The sequence below is a fragment of the Krasilnikovia sp. MM14-A1004 genome (genome assembly GCF_047159485.1).
Classification (GTDB): Bacteria; Actinomycetota; Actinomycetes; order Mycobacteriales; family Micromonosporaceae; genus Actinoplanes.
Genome location: NZ_AP038773.1, coordinates 6,648,569 through 6,665,630, shown reverse-complemented (window position 1 = coordinate 6,665,630; position 17,062 = coordinate 6,648,569). Strand labels below are relative to the sequence as shown.

Annotated in this window: 19 protein-coding genes; 7 read left to right on the top strand and 12 right to left on the bottom strand. The window is 70.6% G+C overall.

The window, feature by feature from the left end:
* Positions 1-35 precede the first annotated feature (35 nt).
* Genes ACMCNN_RS28970 through ACMCNN_RS28960 form a run of 3 tightly spaced genes read left to right on the top strand, consistent with a single transcriptional unit; the run spans position 36 to position 2,929 of the window.
* On the top strand, positions 36-413 hold the full coding sequence (locus ACMCNN_RS28970; RefSeq protein WP_412743652.1) for an STAS domain-containing protein: 378 nt from the start codon (positions 36-38) through the stop codon (positions 411-413).
* Complete coding sequence (gene glgX, locus ACMCNN_RS28965; protein WP_412743651.1) at positions 410-2,548, top strand: glycogen debranching protein GlgX; 2,139 nt, start codon at positions 410-412, stop codon at positions 2,546-2,548. Before ACMCNN_RS28970 ends, glgX begins: the two co-directional genes overlap by 4 nt.
* A gap of 60 nt (positions 2,549-2,608) precedes the next feature.
* A complete protein-coding gene (locus tag ACMCNN_RS28960; RefSeq protein ID WP_412743650.1) occupies positions 2,609-2,929 on the top strand; it encodes an STAS domain-containing protein in 321 nt (106 codons plus the stop codon).
* A gap of 69 nt (positions 2,930-2,998) precedes the next feature.
* Here ACMCNN_RS28960 and ACMCNN_RS28955 read toward each other — a convergent pair whose 3' ends face one another.
* From ACMCNN_RS28955 to ACMCNN_RS28930, 6 genes are all read right to left on the bottom strand, one after another.
* The gene (locus ACMCNN_RS28955) at positions 2,999-4,243 is read right to left on the bottom strand and encodes a glycosyltransferase family 4 protein (protein ID WP_412743649.1); all 1,245 of its coding nucleotides are present in this window, start codon (positions 4,241-4,243) and stop codon (positions 2,999-3,001) included.
* A complete protein-coding gene (locus ACMCNN_RS28950; RefSeq protein WP_412743648.1) occupies positions 4,240-5,421 on the bottom strand; it encodes a PP2C family protein-serine/threonine phosphatase in 1,182 nt (393 codons plus the stop codon). Before ACMCNN_RS28950 ends, ACMCNN_RS28955 begins: the two co-directional genes overlap by 4 nt.
* Positions 5,422-5,426: 5 nt before the next feature.
* Entirely contained in the window at positions 5,427-5,858 is a 432-nt protein-coding gene (locus ACMCNN_RS28945; RefSeq protein WP_412743647.1) for an ATP-binding protein, read from the bottom strand.
* Positions 5,859-5,864: 6 nt separating this feature from the next.
* Entirely contained in the window at positions 5,865-6,185 is a 321-nt protein-coding gene (locus tag ACMCNN_RS28940) for an STAS domain-containing protein (protein ID WP_412743646.1), read from the bottom strand.
* A gap of 40 nt (positions 6,186-6,225) precedes the next feature.
* On the bottom strand, positions 6,226-6,564 hold the full coding sequence (locus ACMCNN_RS28935) for an STAS domain-containing protein (RefSeq protein ID WP_412743645.1): 339 nt from the start codon (positions 6,562-6,564) through the stop codon (positions 6,226-6,228).
* A 274-nt stretch (positions 6,565-6,838) separates the two neighbouring features.
* Complete coding sequence (locus ACMCNN_RS28930; protein ID WP_412743644.1) at positions 6,839-7,597, bottom strand: SDR family NAD(P)-dependent oxidoreductase; 759 nt, start codon at positions 7,595-7,597, stop codon at positions 6,839-6,841.
* Positions 7,598-7,698: 101 nt separating this feature from the next.
* Between ACMCNN_RS28930 and ACMCNN_RS28925 the strand changes: the two genes are divergently transcribed.
* Positions 7,699-9,330 (top strand): esterase-like activity of phytase family protein, encoded by a 1,632-nt coding sequence (locus ACMCNN_RS28925; RefSeq protein ID WP_412743643.1) that lies wholly within the window; start codon positions 7,699-7,701, stop codon positions 9,328-9,330.
* A 52-nt stretch (positions 9,331-9,382) separates the two neighbouring features.
* Here ACMCNN_RS28925 and ACMCNN_RS28920 read toward each other — a convergent pair whose 3' ends face one another.
* Genes ACMCNN_RS28920 through ACMCNN_RS28910 form a run of 3 tightly spaced genes read right to left on the bottom strand, consistent with a single transcriptional unit; the run spans position 9,383 to position 12,123 of the window.
* The gene (locus ACMCNN_RS28920; protein ID WP_412743642.1) at positions 9,383-10,315 is read right to left on the bottom strand and encodes a SpoIID/LytB domain-containing protein; all 933 of its coding nucleotides are present in this window, start codon (positions 10,313-10,315) and stop codon (positions 9,383-9,385) included.
* 11 nt (positions 10,316-10,326) lie between these two features.
* Positions 10,327-11,211 (bottom strand): peptidase inhibitor family I36 protein, encoded by an 885-nt coding sequence (locus tag ACMCNN_RS28915; RefSeq protein WP_412743641.1) that lies wholly within the window; start codon positions 11,209-11,211, stop codon positions 10,327-10,329.
* Positions 11,212-11,256: 45 nt separating this feature from the next.
* The gene (locus tag ACMCNN_RS28910) at positions 11,257-12,123 is read right to left on the bottom strand and encodes a peptidoglycan-binding protein (protein WP_412743640.1); all 867 of its coding nucleotides are present in this window, start codon (positions 12,121-12,123) and stop codon (positions 11,257-11,259) included.
* Between the two features lie 278 nt (positions 12,124-12,401).
* On the opposite strand from ACMCNN_RS28910, the gene ACMCNN_RS28905 reads away from it, so the two are divergent.
* On the top strand, positions 12,402-13,040 hold the full coding sequence (locus tag ACMCNN_RS28905) for a flagellar brake protein (RefSeq protein ID WP_412743639.1): 639 nt from the start codon (positions 12,402-12,404) through the stop codon (positions 13,038-13,040).
* A 4-nt stretch (positions 13,041-13,044) separates the two neighbouring features.
* Here ACMCNN_RS28905 and ACMCNN_RS28900 read toward each other — a convergent pair whose 3' ends face one another.
* The gene (locus ACMCNN_RS28900) at positions 13,045-13,338 is read right to left on the bottom strand and encodes a hypothetical protein (protein ID WP_412743638.1); all 294 of its coding nucleotides are present in this window, start codon (positions 13,336-13,338) and stop codon (positions 13,045-13,047) included.
* Between the two features lie 109 nt (positions 13,339-13,447).
* On the bottom strand, positions 13,448-14,509 hold the full coding sequence (locus tag ACMCNN_RS28895) for a Gfo/Idh/MocA family oxidoreductase (RefSeq protein ID WP_412743637.1): 1,062 nt from the start codon (positions 14,507-14,509) through the stop codon (positions 13,448-13,450).
* Between the two features lie 56 nt (positions 14,510-14,565).
* Here ACMCNN_RS28895 and ACMCNN_RS28890 point away from each other — a divergent pair, with 56 nt between their 5' ends.
* Complete coding sequence (locus ACMCNN_RS28890) at positions 14,566-15,663, top strand: ROK family protein (RefSeq protein ID WP_412743636.1); 1,098 nt, start codon at positions 14,566-14,568, stop codon at positions 15,661-15,663.
* Between the two features lie 148 nt (positions 15,664-15,811).
* Here the strand turns inward: ACMCNN_RS28890 and ACMCNN_RS28885 are convergent, their stop codons facing one another.
* Positions 15,812-16,261: a hypothetical protein gene (locus tag ACMCNN_RS28885; RefSeq protein ID WP_412743635.1), complete on the bottom strand. Its 450-nt coding sequence runs from the start codon at positions 16,259-16,261 to the stop codon at positions 15,812-15,814.
* Between the two features lie 84 nt (positions 16,262-16,345).
* Here ACMCNN_RS28885 and ACMCNN_RS28880 point away from each other — a divergent pair, with 84 nt between their 5' ends.
* Complete coding sequence (locus ACMCNN_RS28880) at positions 16,346-17,032, top strand: helix-turn-helix transcriptional regulator (protein WP_412743634.1); 687 nt, start codon at positions 16,346-16,348, stop codon at positions 17,030-17,032.
* Positions 17,033-17,062: the final 30 nt, after the last annotated feature.

Genomic DNA, 17,062 nt, shown 5'->3' with positions numbered 1-17,062 from the left:
TCGCCGGTTCGCCTGGAATGCGCGAAAGGACGGACATGCACATCACCAAGGACAAACTCAGCGACGTCACGGTGGCCCGCCTCGTCGGAACCCTGGACGGCGCGTACGCACAGGAAGTGCACGACGGCATCGTGGAGATCCTGCTCGACCGGCAGCCGGTCCTGCTGGACTTCTCCGGGGTTCCGCACGTGTCGCAGGACGGCCTGCGCACCATGCTGGCGATCTACCGCCAGGCGCAGGCGCTCGACGGCAAGGTCTGCGTCGTCGGTGTCACCGGCGACCTCCACCTGGCCCTGCGGGCGACCGGTTTCCTCCGCTTCTTCCGCGTCGCCGACGACGTGGAAGGCGGCGTGGCGGTCCTGCAGGACGCCGCCGACACCGACCAGAAGATCGAAGAGAAGGTGGCCTCATGACCGCCCCCGTGCATGTCGTCCGCGACCGGATCGACTCGTACCCCACCCATCAGATCGCCGGATACGGCGTGCGCCTCGGGCGGCACATGCCGTTCGGGGCGACGCTGGTGCCGGGCGGGGTGAACTTCTCCGTCTACTCCAGCGCGGCCGAGGCGGTCTCGCTGGTGCTGTTCCACTCGGGCGAGCACACCCCGATGGCCGAGATCCCGATCCCGCACGAGTTCCGGATCGGCGGCGTCTGGGCGATCACCGTGTTCGGCCTGGACTACGAGAACCTCGACTACGGCTACCGGGTGCGCGGGCCGCAGAACGCGCACATCGCCGACCGGTTCGACCCGGAGAAGATCCTGGCCGATCCGTACGCGCGGGCGATGTCCGGCCGCGAGGTCTGGGGGCGGCAGCCGGACTGGAACGACCCGTACCAGTACCGGTCGAAGCTGGCGTTCGACGACTTCGACTGGGACGACGACAGGCCGCTGCGCATCCCGAACGAGGACCTGGTCATCTACGAGATGCACGTGCGCGGCTTCACCCGCGACCCCTCCTCGGGGGTGGCGGCGCCGGGCACGTACGCGGGCCTGGTGGAGAAGATCCCGTATCTGAAGTCGATCGGGGTCAACTGCGTCGAGCTGATGCCGGTCTTCGAGTTCGACGAGTTCGAGAACAGCCGCATCGACCCGGCCACCGGCGAGATGCTGGTCAACTACTGGGGCTACTCGACCGTGGGCTTCTTTGCGCCCAAGGCCGGGTACGCGGCCACCGGCCCGTTCGGCATGCAGGTCGACGAGTTCAAGAACCTGGTGAAGGAGCTGCACGCGGCCGGCATCCAGGTGCTGCTCGACGTGGTGTTCAACCACACCGCCGAGGGCAACGAGGAAGGCCCGACGATCCACTTCCGGGGTCTGGACAACCGGACGTACTACATCCTCACGCCGGAGGGGTACTACTTCAACTTCAGCGGCACGGGGAACACGTTCAACTGCAACCACCCGATCGTCCGCAACTACGTGCTGTCCTGCCTGCGGTACTGGGCCAGCGAGTTCCACATCGACGGGTTCCGCTTCGACCTCGCGGCCATCCTGGACCGCGGCGAGGACGGCGCACCGCTGGCCAACCCGCCGCTGCTGGAGGCGCTGTCGTACGACCCGCTGCTGCGCGACTGCGTGCTGATCGCGGAGGCGTGGGACGCGGGCGGTCTCTACCAGGTCGGCGCGTTCCCGAACTACGGCCGCTGGTCGGAGTGGAACGGCAAGTACCGGGACACGGTCCGCGACTTCCTGCGCGGCGAGCCGGGCAAGGTCGGCGACCTGGCCACCCGGATCGTCGGCTCGCCCGACCTGTACTCGACCCGCGGCACGATGGCGTCGATCAACTTCATCACGTGCCACGACGGCTTCACGCTGAACGACATGGTCTCGTACAACGGCAAGCACAACGAGGCCAACGGTGAGGACAACCGGGACGGCAACGACGACAACGGCAGCTGGAACTGCGGCATCGAGGGGCCGACAGACGACGCCGAAGTGCTCGCGCTGCGGCTGCGGCAGATGAAGAATGCATTCCTGTTGTTGCTCACCAGCCACGGCGTTCCGATGATCTACTCCGGTGACGAGGTGGCCCGCAGCCAGGGCGGAAACAACAACGCGTACTGCCATGACAGCCCGCTGAGCTGGTTCGACTGGACGCTGGTCGAGAAGAACAGCGAGCTGCTGGACTTCGTCCGCAACTGCATCGCGTTCCGGTCGGCGCACCCGCTGCTCCGGTCGCCGCTGCACCCGACCGGTCAGGACGTGACCGGCACCGGGTACCCGGACGTCAGCTGGCACGGCGTGCGGGCGTGGAACGCGGACTGGTCGGCCGACAGCCGGCTGCTCGGCGTGCTGCGTACCGGTCCGGGCTCGGACGGTGCGTCGGACTTCATCTACCAGGTCGCCAATGCGCACTGGGAGGGTCACGACGTGGAGTTGCCGGCGCTGCCCGAGGGGCTGCGGTGGCACCTGTTCGCCGACACCTGGGCGGGTTCGCTGACCAGCGGCGGCGCGATCCTTCCCGGATTCGAGCAGCCGGTGGACAACCAGCGTTCGGTCTGGGTCGGGCCGCGGTCCTCCGTCGTCCTGGTGGCGCGTCCGCAGTAGAGTAGATCGGCCTGCATCGATCCACTTCGGATCGCGTGCTCACGGGGGAGGAGAAAGGTTGTGGGGTTCACCGCACGAGTGAGACACACGGGAACGATCGCTCTGATCACTCTGGGCGGGATGTTCGACACGCTCAGCGGGCCGGACTTCCGGCGGGAGGTCGACCTCGCCGCTCAGCGGAAGGTCGACACCGTCGTGCTGGACATGACGGATGTGAACTACCTGTCCTCGGGTGGGCTGCGACTGATCGCGTACCTGCGGCAGAAGTGGCCGGCCGGGGTCAAGATCTCGCTGGTCGGCGCGAACGAGGCCATCCAGCGCACGATCCGCCTGGTCGGCTTCCACTACAGCCTGGAGTTCTGCGACCAGCTGCCGGGCTGACGGCGACACGGCACAAACGAGCGGGGCACCGGAGAGATCCGGTGCCCCGCTCTCCGCGTGGGGGCGGTCTCAGGTGAAGAGCAGATTGCCCTCGGGCAGCGCGATCCGCTCCGCCAGGCCGTCCGGGCGGGGATCACGCCGGGCCCGGGCGTACTGCTCGACGGTGCGGTTCGCGATGGCCGCCCAGGAGTACTTGTCGGCGACCATCCGCTGCGCGGTGCGGACCATCCAGGCCGCCGCGGGCCGGTCGGCCAGCAGCCGGGACACCGCCCGGCCCAGCCCGTCCGGCTCGCCGGGACGGAACGTCATGCCCGTCCGGCCCGGCTCGACGATCTCTTTCAGACCGCCCGTGGCCGCCGCCGCGACCGGGGCGCCCGCGGCGGACGCCTCGATCGCGACCATGCCGAACGGCTCGTACCGCGAGGGCACCACCATCGCGTCGGTGGCGGCCATCGTGGCGGCCAGGTCACCGTCGAGGAAACCGGCGAAGGAGACCGCGTCGCGCAGGTGCAGCGCGTCTGTCTGATGCCGCAGTTCATTCGCGTACGGCCCGTCGCCGGCGATCACGAGCCGCAGGTCGGGGTGCTGTGACCGCAGCATCGGCAGCGCGGCGATCAGGTCCTGGACGCCCTTCTCGTACACCAGGCGGCCCGCGAAGCCGAGCAGCGGGCCGTGGCCGGCGAACCGCGCACGGGCGCGGGCGATCCGGTCCGCCTCGGCCGACCACTGGTCCGGCTCGGCGCCGTTCGGGATCACGTGGATCCGCTCGGCCGGCGTACGCAGCGCCTGGTGGACCTCCCACCGCATGTAGTGCGAGCAGACCACCACCCGGTCGGACTGGTTGGCCAGCCAGCACTCCACGGAGTGGATGGAACGGCTCAGGTCGCCCGGCAGCCAGCCCTGGTGCCGCCCCGCCTCGGTGGCGTGCACCGTGGTGACCAGCGGGATGCCGACCTGCTCGCGTACCGTCACGGCGCTGTGGGCGACCAGCCAGTCGTGGGCGTGCACCACGTCGAACGCGGCCGACCGGGCGACCCTCAGCGCGGCCCGGGTGAGCGCATGGTTGACCGCGAGCGTCGCGGCGAACGGTGCGTGCTCACCGCCCGGCGTCAGCAAGCCGTCGTCGGGGACCCGGACGATGGTCAGCCCGCCGTCGCGTTCGACAGTGGTCGCCGCTGCGCCGCCCGGCGCCCGGGTCACCACCGTCACCTCGTGGTCGGCGGCCGCCAGCGCCCGGGAGAGCGCGTACACGTGGCGGCCGAGACCACCCACCATGAGTGGTGGGTACTCCCAGGACAGCAACAGGACTCTCATATGGGCTCCCCGTAGATTGGCTGCCGGCGCAGGCCGAGCATGGTGACGTCGTCGAACTGGTCGGCCGCCCCCGAATGGGTACGGATCGCCGTGGCGAACCGGTCGACCACCGCCTCGGCGGTGCCGCCCTCGACGAGGACCGAGCTGGTCCGTTCGTCGCCGAAGAACTCGCCGTCGCAGTTCTTCGCCTCCGGCACCCCGTCGGTGTAGAGGAACAGCAGGTCACCCGGGTGCAGCTTGGCCCGGCCCAGCTCGAAGCGGGCGTCCGGCATGATGCCCAGCGCGGGGCCGGTCGGCTCCAGGCGCTGCTGGGTCGCGTCGGCGCGCCGGATCACCGGCGGGTTGTGGCCACAGTTGATGTAGACCAGGTCCCCGGTGCGTGGATCGACCACCCCGAAGAACAGCGTCGCGAAGTACGCCTGATGCATGTGGTTCGCCATCAGGTAGTCGTTGGTCGTGCGGACCGCGCGCAGCACCAGTGCGGCACTCGGCTCCACATCGGACTGTTCGGCCGCGGCCGCCTGCCGCAGCAGACTGCGGATCAGCGCCATGAACAGGGCCGCGCCGATGCCCTTGTCACACACGTCGGCGATGGCGAACGCCAGGAAGCGCCCGTTGATCACGTCGTACGCGTCGTAGAAGTCGCCGCTGACCTCGCGCGCCGGCTGGAACCAGGCGGCGATGTCCCAGCCCTCGATCTCGGGCAGCGCCTGGGGCAGGAACCCGAGCTGGATCTCCCGGCCGATCGCCAGGTCGCGTTCGAAGTCGCGGTGTTCCGCGGCGGCCTGCAGGTGGCTGAGCGCGACGCCCAGGTCCCGCATGTGACGGCTCACCGCGAGGCGGCTGTGCACCAGGTGCGGCCGGAACGGCGCCAGCAGGAACTCGGAGCCGTCTCGGACGTGGGCCGCCAGCTGCTCGTCGTCGGTGTCGGCGAACGACACCACGGCCGGCGCGTGGCCCGCCGTCGCCACGATCCACTCCACGAACGAGCGGACCGTGGCGACGGCGACGCCGGCGTCGACCAGCAGCATGTCGGGAGTGCCGTCGGTCGGCCACCAGTCGGCCAGAACAGACTGCGGAGTTCGGATCTGCGGTGGGTCGCCGTCGTCGGCCAGGACCCGCCAGAGGTCGCGGGCCGACGAGCTGCATCCGTTCACGATCATTGTTGTTCCGGCCATGTCGCCTATCCCCGTTGTGTTTCCGTTTCCCGCCGAATGACGACGGTGGTTCGGTTCGCACCGTCGACGTACTCGTGCGATGCCGCGTCGACGGAGTGTCTGGTCAGGTAAAGGCCGAGCGAACCCGGCTCCCGGTGCTGCAGTGGCAGGTCCAGTCCGGTCGGTTCCGGCGCGTCGAACGGATCGAACGGCGGCGCGGTGTCGATCAGGCGTACCCACACTTCGGAGGTGGTCAGGTCAGCCTCGACGGTGACCCGGCCGCCGGCATCGTCCGGCCCGTACCCGTGCCGGACGATGTTGACGAACAGTTCCTCGGTCGCCAGCCGCAACCGGTACGCCGTGTCCTCCGACATGCCCGCCGCCCCGATGAGTTCCGCCAGCAGCTCGTTGACCGCCGTGAGGGAATCGGTGACGGCGGGCACTGTCAGGGTTCGCACCGGTGCTTACTCCGGCAGTGTGTCGGTCATGACGACGCTCTGGTCGAAGCCGACCAGCCGGATCGTCTGCGCCACCCGCGTGTTCGCGCCGACGAGGACGATCTGCACGTCGTCGTTCATCTTCTGCTGGGCGTAGACGAGCTGGCGCAGACCGGCCGACGACAGGTAGTTGAGCTCGTTCAGGTCCAGCACCAGGCGCTTCACGTCCCGCTGCAGCGCCCGCTCCACATCGTCGGCGAGGATCGGCGCACCGGCCGCGTCGAGGTCGCCAACGAGGGTGATCACGACGGAGTCGGTGGTCGAGGTGGACGTGGTGGTCAGTGGCATCTCGATCTCCCTTTTCACGGTCGCCGGCGGCTGCCGGGGCCTAGTCTGACTCCAGTGCGGAAATCGCCTCCGGAATCGTTTCCGCCACCGTGAAGAATCGGAGAAATCCGGTGGCGGACAAAATGGAGCGCAGGGTTTCGGGAACACCCACCAGACCGATCGCCGTACCCGACTGCTGTGCCCGGCGATAGGCCATCAGCATCATCCGCAGACCTGCGCTGGACACGTATCCGACACCGCTCATGTCGAGCAGTACCGGCGTGCCGTCAGGGATGAGATCGGACAGCTCCTGCTGGGCAACGGGCGCTGACCGGGCGTCCAGGTCCCCGGTCAGACTCACGACGGTGACGGTGTCGACCATCCGTTTGTCGACCCGCATGGGCACTCCTTCGCGCCGAATCAATGTCGAGCGCGTCATGTCGACGCTCTTCCCATGGGTGCTCCCGGTGTTTCGAATTGCGCTGTGCGGCATCGCCCGCCGGGCGAAACAGACCGGCGTGATCTAGAAGTCTCACGGCCGGTCGCGGAGAGCGTCAACGCGCCGGGAAGGGCCGGACCGGGCCCGGCGCAGTCCGGCGCGGGGCTTCGTCAAGTCGGCGAAACAGGTGCGGAAATGCCGGGCGCGCGTTCGGGATCAAGCCCGGAACCGCGCGTCAGAGCGGGAACGGCACCCCGCTGAGGTCGGCGCAGGCGGCGATCAGACCATCCTGGACAGCCGGATCGGTCGCGCCGGGCAGCGCCGGGAGCGGGCGCATGTGCCGCCAGTAGCCGCCGGTCCGCAGGGCCCGCTCGTCGTCGGAGACGGCCAGCCAGGCCTGGGTCTCGGCGCCGGTCCGCACGTCGGTCGGCGCGCCGGACCCGCCCATCCGGGTACGCACCCAGCCAGGGCAGACCGCGGTGCTGATCACCCGGGGGCAGCGGCGGGCGACCGCGTACATCAGGGCGAGATCGGCCAGTTTGGAGTCGCAGTACGCCGCGGTGGCGTTCCACCGGCGGCGTTCGCGTTGCAGGTCGTCCAGGGCGATGGTGCCGCCGTCGGCCATCCCGGAGGTGAGGTAGATCAGCCGTCCCGGCAGCGGGATCAGCGCGGTCAGCACGTACGGCGCCAGCACGTTGACCTGGAACGTCTGCTCCAGGCCGTCCTCGGTGACCACCCGGCCGCCGGGCTCGGCGATCCCGGCGTTGTGGACGACCGCGTCGAACGGGCCGTACTTGGTGGCCTGCTCGGCCAGGTCCCGGGTCTGCGCCAGCGAGGCGAGGTCACCGACGACCGTGTCGGCCGAGCCGGGTAGCTCGGCGGCCCGCTGGGCGGTGCGCGCGTGCCACACCACCCGGTGACCGCGCCCGGCCAGCAACCGGGCCGTTTCCGCGCCCAGACCGGTCGTCGAGCCGGTCACCAGAACCGTCGCCATGGGAGGTGAGCGTAATTCACGAAGTTGATCATCATCCGGGACGGCCGCGCTGGACGATCGTTGTTCATATTCTCGTCACCCGATGGACCGAGACTCCGCCCATGAACTCCCGCACACTCCGCCGCGCGGCCGCGCGGCTCGCCTCGCGTCGCGGACTCGCCCTCGCCGGCGCCGGTCTGGTCGCGTTTACCCTGGCCACTCCCTCCGCCGCGGCCGCCTGGCCGGGGCCCGGCCTGCGTGCCCACGACGACGCGTACCGCCTGTCCGGCGCGACCTCGGTGGACGCCCGCCGGGGCGTGCTGCGCAACGATTGCGGCCGCCCGGTCACCCTGGTCGCGCACACGGACCCGGCGCACGGCTCGCTCGCGCTCAACCCGGACGGCTCGTTCCGGTACGTACCGGCCGCCGGTTTCCACGGTACGGACACCTTCACGTACACGGTCAGCGACGCGGTGCGGCTGTTCACGACGCACCTTCCGCCGCTCGCCACGATCGGCGGCGTCACCATCACCGGTGGCGGGTACGGCTCCGCGCTGACCCCGGTGCCCGGCTCGGCGACCGAGTTCTACGGCCTCACCGACCGCGGACCCAACGTGGACGGACCGAACTCGTCGAAGGTCGAGCCGCTGCCCGACTTCCACCCGCAGATCGGCCGGTTCCGGCTGACCCGCGACGGTAGCGCCGTGCTGCTGAGGAGCATCACGCTGAAGCTGCCGGACGGCACCCCGTACACGGGGCATCTGAACAGCCAGGCCAACACCGGCGAAACCATCACCGACCTGAACGGCAGCCCGCTGCCCGCGGACCCGACGGGCTACGACTCCGAGGGCCTGGTCGCGCTGCGCGACGGTACGTTCTGGGTGTCCGACGAGTACGGGCCGCTGATCACGCACTTCGACGCGCGCGGCAGGCAGATCGAGCGGTTGTCGCCGTTCGGTGGTGGCCTGCCCGCCGAACTCGCCCACCGGGTGCCGAACAAGGGCATGGAAGGCCTCACCGTCACGCCGGACGGGCGGACGCTGGTCGGCGTGATGCAGTCGGCGCTGCAGCAGCCGGACCTGACCCAGAAGCCGGGCAACGTGGCTCCGGTCCGGATCGTCACGATCGACCTGCACACCCACGCCACCCACGAGTACCTGTACCTGCTGGACAACCCGAAGGACACCGGCACCGCCGTCAGCGAGATCACCGCGCTGTCGGCGACCACGTTCCTGGTGGACGAGCGGGACGGCAAGTTCCCGCCGGCGGCGTACAAGAAGCTGTGGAAGATCGACGTGACAGGCGCGACCGACGTCGGCCCCGCCGCGCCCGGCTACGACGCCGCCAAGGGCGGCTACCTCGTCAACGGTGCCAGCATCGAGGCGACCGTCGGCAAGCAGGACACCGCGACGGCCACCGCCACCCTGGCGGCCGCCGGGATCACCCCGGTCAGCAAGGCGCCGTTCCTTGACGTGACGAACCTGCTCACCACGCTCGACCCGGCGGCGCGGTTCTTCTCCCACGACAAGCTCGAAGGTGTCGCGGCACTGCGCGGCGGCCGATACGTGGTGCTGAGCAACGACAGCGACTTCGGCATCGACGGTCTCACGCAGTCGACCACGACGCCGTTCACGCTGCGCGCGAAGGTCTCCCCGACCACCGGCGCCCGGGACGACGGCGAGTTCCTCGCGGTCGACATGACCAAGCTGCCCGCCGCCACCAGCACGGCCACCGTCACCATCGCGGTGCCCTGACAACGAGAGGGGACGGCCCACGTGGTGGGCCGTCCCCCTTGTCAGCGTCCCGTCAGGAGACGGCGACGTTGCGGTACCAGTAGTGCAGGATCTCCCGGAAGTCCTTGCCCTGGCGGGCCTGGTCGGCCGAGCCGTTCTGGGACATCCAGTCGCCGGTCACCCACGAGCTTCCGCACGCGGTGGTGGTCGCGCAGTAGTGCGTCTCCAGGATGTCGCCACCGCGGGTGACCCGGCTCGACCAGGTGCGGTCGACGGCGGCGGAGGTGGCGCTCTGCGCCGATCCCGGCTTGTACACCTGCGAGGCGGTGGTGTCGGCGACGTCATAGCACTTCCCGCCCGAGGTTTTGCGGGTCGAGTGCAGCGCCCAGTACCAGGCGAAGTTCTTCACAGCGACGGCTCCGGCGTCGAGCGACGCGCTCGGCCAGCTCCCGATCCACTCGTTCGGCAGGACGTTCTTCACGTACGTCTTGAAGTCCACCCGGTCCACGCGCCCGAGGCTGACCCGGTACACCAGGATCGTGCTGGGCAGCTTGCTGTCGGTGCCGTCGGTCCTGCACCCGGTCGGGTTGGTGGACGATCCGAGCAGATCGTGCGAGGCGTTGTTGTTCTTCAGCGTGGCGTTGAGGTTGGCCTTCTCGCCGGGATCGAAGTCCTGGTGCGCCCCGTTGAAGCCGCTGTTGAAGTAGACGCGGACGGTCTTGCCGGTGCGGTTCCACACCGACGCCGCGTTGTTCTTCACGCAGACGCCCTTGCCCTCGCCCGCACCCTTGAACTCGTAGCAGGACGGCTGGGTCGCGCCGTAGTCGTCCACCGAGTCGGTGAAGTCGGAGACCGACCCGCCCTGGTTGCTGTTGAAGTAGTAGCAGAAGTCGCCGCTGTCGCAGCTGCCGTCACGATCGGCGGCGTGTGCCGCACCCGGCGCCACCGCGGCGCCGACGAACGCCGCGACCAGGACGGCCAGCACACCCGGAATTCTTTTCAGCATGGTTGTCGCGGTCACTTCTCGTTGTAGCCCTGGGAGTTCCAGAACGCGGTCGGGTCCGGGTTGTCCAGGTGGGGGTCGCCGACGCTGACGGCCGCGTGGGTCTGGCGTCCGGGCCGGACCTCGACGTGGGTGTGCGCGGCCGAGCTGGAGGACACCCCGTGCCACGACTCGTCGGCGATGACCTCACCCCGGCTGATGGCGTCGCCCACGCTCACCGCGGACTTCGGCGCGGTGTGCAGGTAGATCACCGTCTTGTCCGCCGCGGAGTTGTAGACGGCGATGGTGGACAGCCCGCCGCTACCGGTGGTGCCCCGCGCGACGTAGATGACCGTTCCGGCCACCAGGGCGTGCACGTCGGAGCCGACGCTGCGGGCGATGTCGATGCCCTCGTGGCGGCCGGGTGTGGTCGTGTAGCCGTCGAAGCCGCAGGTGATCGAGCCGCCGCCGGTCTGGTACAGCGCGTACGACAGGTTCGTGCGCGACGACGGTGAGAACTGGTGCGAGGCGTTGTTGTTCTTCAGCGTGGCGTTCAGGTTGCCCTTCGCCCCGGCCGCGAAGTCCTGGTACGCGCCGTCGTAGTTGCTGTTGAAGTAGACCCGGACGGTCTTGGTGCTGCGGTTCCAGACCGAGGCCGCGTTGTTCTTGACGCACTTGCCCTTGCCGGTGCCCGCGCCCTTGAAGTCGTAGCAGGAGGGCTGCTCGGCGCCGTAGTCGTCGACCGAGCCGGTGAAGTCCGAGACCGAGCCCTCGTTGTCGCTGTTGAAGTAGTAGCAGAACTCGCCGCTGTCGCAGTCGCCGTCCCGGCCGGCGGCCGATGCCGGCGAGGAGAAGCTCAGGATCGACGTGGCCACGGCGAGCGCGGCGCCCGCCACGGCCAGGCTCTTACGGATGTTCATGGTGTCCTCTCGTGGACGATGGTGAACGGGTGGATCGGGTACGGGTCAACGGGTGCGCTGGTATTCCTCCCAGGTGTGGATCGCGACCTTGGGCCCGTCGTCCGGCTTCTGATTGGCCAGGCCGTTGAGGCCGAGGTAGTAGTCACCGGTCTGGTGCTGGGCCTGGGTGGACAGGTCGGTGTCGTTGATCGCGGCGGCGTGGATGTGCCACGGCCAGTCGCCCTGGCTCGGGTCGCGCACCCAGGCGGCGAAGCCCACCTGGCGCAGCGCGCGGGCGACCTTCGTACGGGTGGCGGCGGACATCCCGCTGACGTTGATGTCGACGACCCCGCCGCCGTCGTGGGTGCCGGCCGAGGTCGGGTCGCCGCCGGGGTTGTACGACCCCTGGTCGAGCGTCAGGTGGGACCCGAGCAGCCGTTCCGCCTCGGTCAGCATCGCCCGGGTACGGGCGTCGACGGTGTACCCGTCGCGCGGGACCTTCGCACCCGGGCCGATCTGGTGGCCGACCGTGAACCGGTTCTGCCCCAGCTTGGCCAGCGACGTCGTGCCGGGCAGCCCGTTGGCGGCCAGGCCCGTGTAGCCGAGCGAGCGCTGCCAGGCCGCGTACGCCGTGACGGTCTGGGTGCCGAAGTAGCCGTCGACCCACTGGGCGTCCAGCAGGTGCTGCGCCTGCAGCGCCTGCTCCACGGCCAGGACGGAGGACTTCGCGCCCGGGGTCAGCGTGTCGTCGGGGCGGCGCGGGTCGATCTGTGCGGCGAGGACGGTGGCCTCCATGTTGACGACCGGCAGCGCGGGAGCGGTGGCGGTCGTGGCGGCAGGCACCGGTCCGGGCGGTGCGGCCCGCACGGGGGCGGGGATGCCGACGGCCACGCAGAGCGCGGCGACGCCGACGGTGAGCCGGGTACGGCGCATGGTCGATCCTCCTGGGGAGTCGCTGTGGAACGGGGACCACCTTGCAGGCGCGGTCCGGCTGTTCGGTACCGCCGTGGTGGTGTCAGAACTGTCAGACCCGCGTTGACCTGCGTCGATGCCGGTGTTGTCAGATCGCGTGGCGTCGCTGCCAACGTCGGAATGGGGGCTTCCGACAAGCGCGGCCGCCCGTCCGGGCGAAAGAGAATTGCCCCGTTTTAGGGCGTGGTGCCGGGTAGGCGTCTATCCTTCCCCGTAGATGTGATGGCGGGGAGGAGCAGGTGGGCAGCGCTGATCCGGTGGAGGTCCCGGACGTCAACGATCTCGTCGACGTGACGCTCGACTCGCGCACCGAACCACTCGCCGCGGTGATCGGCGCCATCACTGGGGACACCGTGCTGCTCGCCGAGCCGATCGATCGCACGGGGCGCTTCGTGCTGCCCGACAGTGGCGAGGGCGGTCTGATCGTCTGGGGCGCCGGCAGCAACCTGCGACAGGCACCCATCGAGGTGGTGGAGACGAGCCGGCAGCCCGCACCGACCTGGGTGGTCCGCCTGACCGCACCGGCGGCGCGCTGCCAGCGGCGGGCCTTCGTCCGGGCCAGCGTGAACCTGCCGGTGGTCGTGAAGCATGCCGGCAAGCAGGTCGATGTCATCGCCATCGACATCAGCGAGGGCGGGCTGCGCTGCAACGTTCAATCGGATGCCGGGATCAAGGTGGGCGACCAGGTGGTCGCCGAATTCCTCGCTGGTCAGCAGATGGTCGCGCCCGCGATGGTCGTCCGGGTGTTGCGCGGCGACGCGGAACGACCGACCGAACTCGGACTGTCGTTCACCGATCTGAAGATCAAGGAAGCGGACACCATCCGGAAGTACGTCTTCAGCCAGCTCCTCGAACAACGGCGCCGCGGCGCCGACTGAGCCGTCAGCCGGATGCGTTGGTGGGGCGCTTGCGCCGCTTGGCCCGGACGACCCGGACCGGCGAAGAGGCGTGCAGGTAGAGGCTGCTCCGCCCCTCGTTGTAGGCCAGGTGGACCTGGACGACGTTGTTGACTGGGGGATCGGTCCGGTCCACCCGGTACCGCTCCCCACCCGAGATGATCAGGTCGCCGCTGCGGACGTGCGAGGGCGACTGCACGATCATCTCCCTGCCGACGACGCTGCCCAGGCCCACTCGGGGCAGGCGGGCGACCCACTGGGCCGCGGCGTTGTCCGGCACCGGACGACCTGACCAGCGAGCCGGCATGGCTTCCTCCCAGGGGACGGACCTTAACCCCCTCGATATCGGCCGACCGGGGACGGAGTTGATGCATTCTGCCGCCGGGCGATCAGCTCGCCAGGATGATCACGCGTCGCTCGGCGGCGGAGAGGCGGGCGGCCTCCAGGACGGCGAGCCCCGCCACGGCGTCCCGCGGATCGACCGGCGCCGGGGCACCGTCGCGCAGCATGGCGACCACGCCCGCGTAGAACTCCTGGTAGGCGCCGGGCGCGCTGGGCACGGTCTCGCTGGTGCCGTCGGTGGTCAGCCGTCCCCACCGCTCGGAATCCTCCCGGCCCCAGTCCGGGCTGCCCGGCATCTGCCCGGCGCGCAACGCGCTCTCCTGGCCGTCCAGGCCGTGGATCGTGAACGCGGCCCGGTCGCCGAGCAACCGCAGCCGCGGCCCGGGGTCGGCGGCGACCGCGCTCATCCACAGGTGGGAACGGGCCCCGCCCGCGTGGCGCAGGGCCACGAAGACGTCGTCGTCCACGCGCGCGCCGGGTCGGCGGCGGTCCACTTCGGCGTACACCTCGGTGGCCGGTCCGAGCAGGTGCAGCGCCTGGTCGATGAGGTGGCTGCCGAGATCGTAGAGCAGGCCACCGGCGTCGGCCGGGTCGTCACCCTCGCGCCAGCCGGTGCCCGGCGTCGGGCGCCACCGCTCGTACCGGGACTCCAGGCGCAGGATCTCGCCGAGCGCGCCGTCGGCGACCAGGCGGCGGGCGGTGCGGTAGTCGCTGTCCCAGCGCCGGTTCTGGAACACGGTCAGCGGCAGGCCGCGGGCGGCGGCGAGATCGATCAGGGCCTGCCCGTCGGCCGAGGTGGCGGCGAGGGGCTTGTCGACCACGACCGGGAGACCCGCCTCCAGGGCGGCCCGGGCCAGCGGCACGTGGCTTCGGTTGGGGGTGGCGACCACGACGAGGTCGAGGTCGGCGGCCCGAGCCCACAGCGCGGGAGCGTCGGCCACGACCTCGGCGTCCGGGTGGTCGCGGGTCGCCAGGGCGCGCCGGTCGGGATTCGCTGTCACCACCGCGCTCAGCCGCATGCCCGGCGTGGTGCTGATGAACGGGGCGTGGAACGTCGCGCCGGCCAGGCCGTAGCCGATCAGCCCGACGCGCAGGGACGGTGTGCTCATGCCGTCAGTTAATCAACACTGTTGACTTACGGCAAGCGTCGGCCAGAATGGTCACCATGCCCAGCGCTGTCCGGGGCGCCGCGGGCGCCAACCTGCCGGTGGTCCGGGACCACAACGCCGCCCTCGTGCTCGACCTCGTCCGCGGTGCGGACGGCATCAGCCGGGTCGAGCTGGCCGGCCGGACCGGGCTCACCGCCCAGGCCATCACCAAGATCGTCAACCGGTTGCGCGACGAGGGCCTGGTCACCGAGGCCGGGCGCGCGGGCGCCACCGGCGGCAAGCCGCGGACGTTGCTGCGGCTCGATCCCGCCGCGCGCCACGCCGTCGGGGTGCACCTGGACCGCGCCGACGCCACCGTCGTCCGCACCGATCTCACCGGTCGCGCGGTCGCCCGGCGGCACATCCCGTACGGGATGACCGCGGGTCCGCAGCGTGCCCTGGATGCCGTGGTCGACGCCGTCCACGCCGTGCTGGCCGACGCGGACGACACCGGTCGGATGGTCGGCGTGGGCATCGCCTGCCCCGGCCCGCTCGACCACGACGCCGGCGTCCTGCACCGGGTGACCGGGCTGCCCGCCTGGGACGGCTTCCCGCTGCGGAACGCGGTCGCCGACCGGTTCGGCTCGCCGGTCACGCTCGACAAGGACACCAACGCGGCCGCGCTCGGCGAGTGCCTCTCCGGCGTCACGCTGCCGGGCAGCTTCGCGTACGTCTATCACGGGCCCGGGCTCGGCGCCGGTCTCGTCCTCGGCGGCCGGGTCCATCGTGGACGGCGGACCCTCGCGGGCGAGTTCGGCCACCAGATCATCCAGCTGGACGGGCCGGTCTGCGCGTGCGGCAATCGTGGTTGCCTGGAGGCGCTGTGCCGGGCCGCGGTCGACGCCGGTGATGTCGCGGGCTCGGCGCGGCTGGTCGGGATCGCGGCGGCCAACCTGGTCCGGCTGCTCGACATCGAGCACCTCGTCCTAGGTGGCCCGGTCCCGCTCGGCGACCCGGAGCGCTACCCGCGTGAGGTGGCCGCGGCGATCGACGCCCACCTGCCGGAGCCCGACCGGCAGCGGGTGGGCGTCACCCTGACCGCTGCGGGCGCCGATGCGGTCGCCACGGGAGCGGCGGCGCTGATGCTGGCTCCGTTGTTCGACGCTGTCCCCTGATCGACCGGCCCCCACAAACCTCCGGGCTTCCGAGATCTTGGAGCTGAGTGGCCCCCGGAGGGGCCAATAGCCACCAAGATCCGCAAAGGCCGAGCCTGGCGTTCGCGGTGGCTGCCGCGTCCGGGATGCGGCAGCCAACGGGGCCGGATCAGCGGCGGGACAGCAGCCCGTCGGGTGCGATGGACGTGGCGAGGCGGGCCAGGGCCAGCGCGCCGATGAGCAGCCCGAAGTCGCGCAGGGCCACGTCGTAGAAGTCGCCGAGCAGCAGCAGGTTGACGATGATGCCGCCGAGCCAGGCGGCCACGAGGTAGCCGCCGAAGCGGGGCAGGACCGCCACGACGATGCCGGCCACGATCTCGACCACCCCGACGGCCAGCATCGCCTGGTGCGCGTCACCCGGCACCAGGCGATCGATGGCGGGAGCGAGGTAGTGCTCCCAGTTCGTCATCAGGCCGAGGAACTTGTCCAGGCCGAACAGCACGGGTGCGACCGTGAACCCGATCCGCAGCAGCCAGAAGGCCTGGACCGCCGGGTCGGACAGGGTGCGCTCGGAGGCGATGGGTGCGGCTGAAGCGCCGGTCGTCGCAGAACTGATCATGACAACTCCTTCTAACGGACTGATTCGTTGACGTTAGAAGCTCGGGCAAATTTCGTCAACGCGATCGTCCGTTAGACTGGGGCGATGACCGACAGGTTCGAGGCCGACGTGGCCAGCGTCGCGGCGCTCGGCGAGCCCGTACGCCGGGAGCTGTACCGCTACGTCGCGGCCCAGGGCGGCCCGGTCAGCCGGGAGCAGGCGGCCGCCGGAGTGGGCGTGGCCCACCACGTCGCCAAGTTCAACCTCGACCGCCTCGTCGCCGACGGGTTGCTGGAGGTCGAGTACCGCCGTCCGGCCGGCCGCACCGGCCCCGGCGCCGGGCGCCCCGCCAAGCTGTACCGCCGCGCGGCCCGCGACATCGCGGTCTCCCTCCCCGAACGCCACTACGACCTGGCGGGGCAGATCCTGGCCGAGGCGCTCACCGTCGCCGCCCGTGACCGGCTACCGGTCGACGAGGCGGTCCGGAGTGCGGCACGGGCGACCGGCCATCGCATGGGGGACAGCGTCGCCCCGCACGAGGCACCGGCCGGTGCGGTCGTCACCGCGGTGCTCGGCGACAACGGCTACGAGCCGCGGGCCGCCGACGGCGAGATCGTGCTGGCGAACTGCCCGTTCCACCGGCTCGCCCGCGAGCACACCCAGCTGGTGTGCGGGATGAACCTCGACCTCATCGAGGGACTCCTCGACGCGGTCGGCGCCGCGGACATGAGCGCCCGGCTCAACCCCGGCCCCGACCGCTGCTGCGTCACCATCACCGAGGCCGGGGCGTAGCGGGGCGCGGCGGTGGTTGTCCACTGAGGC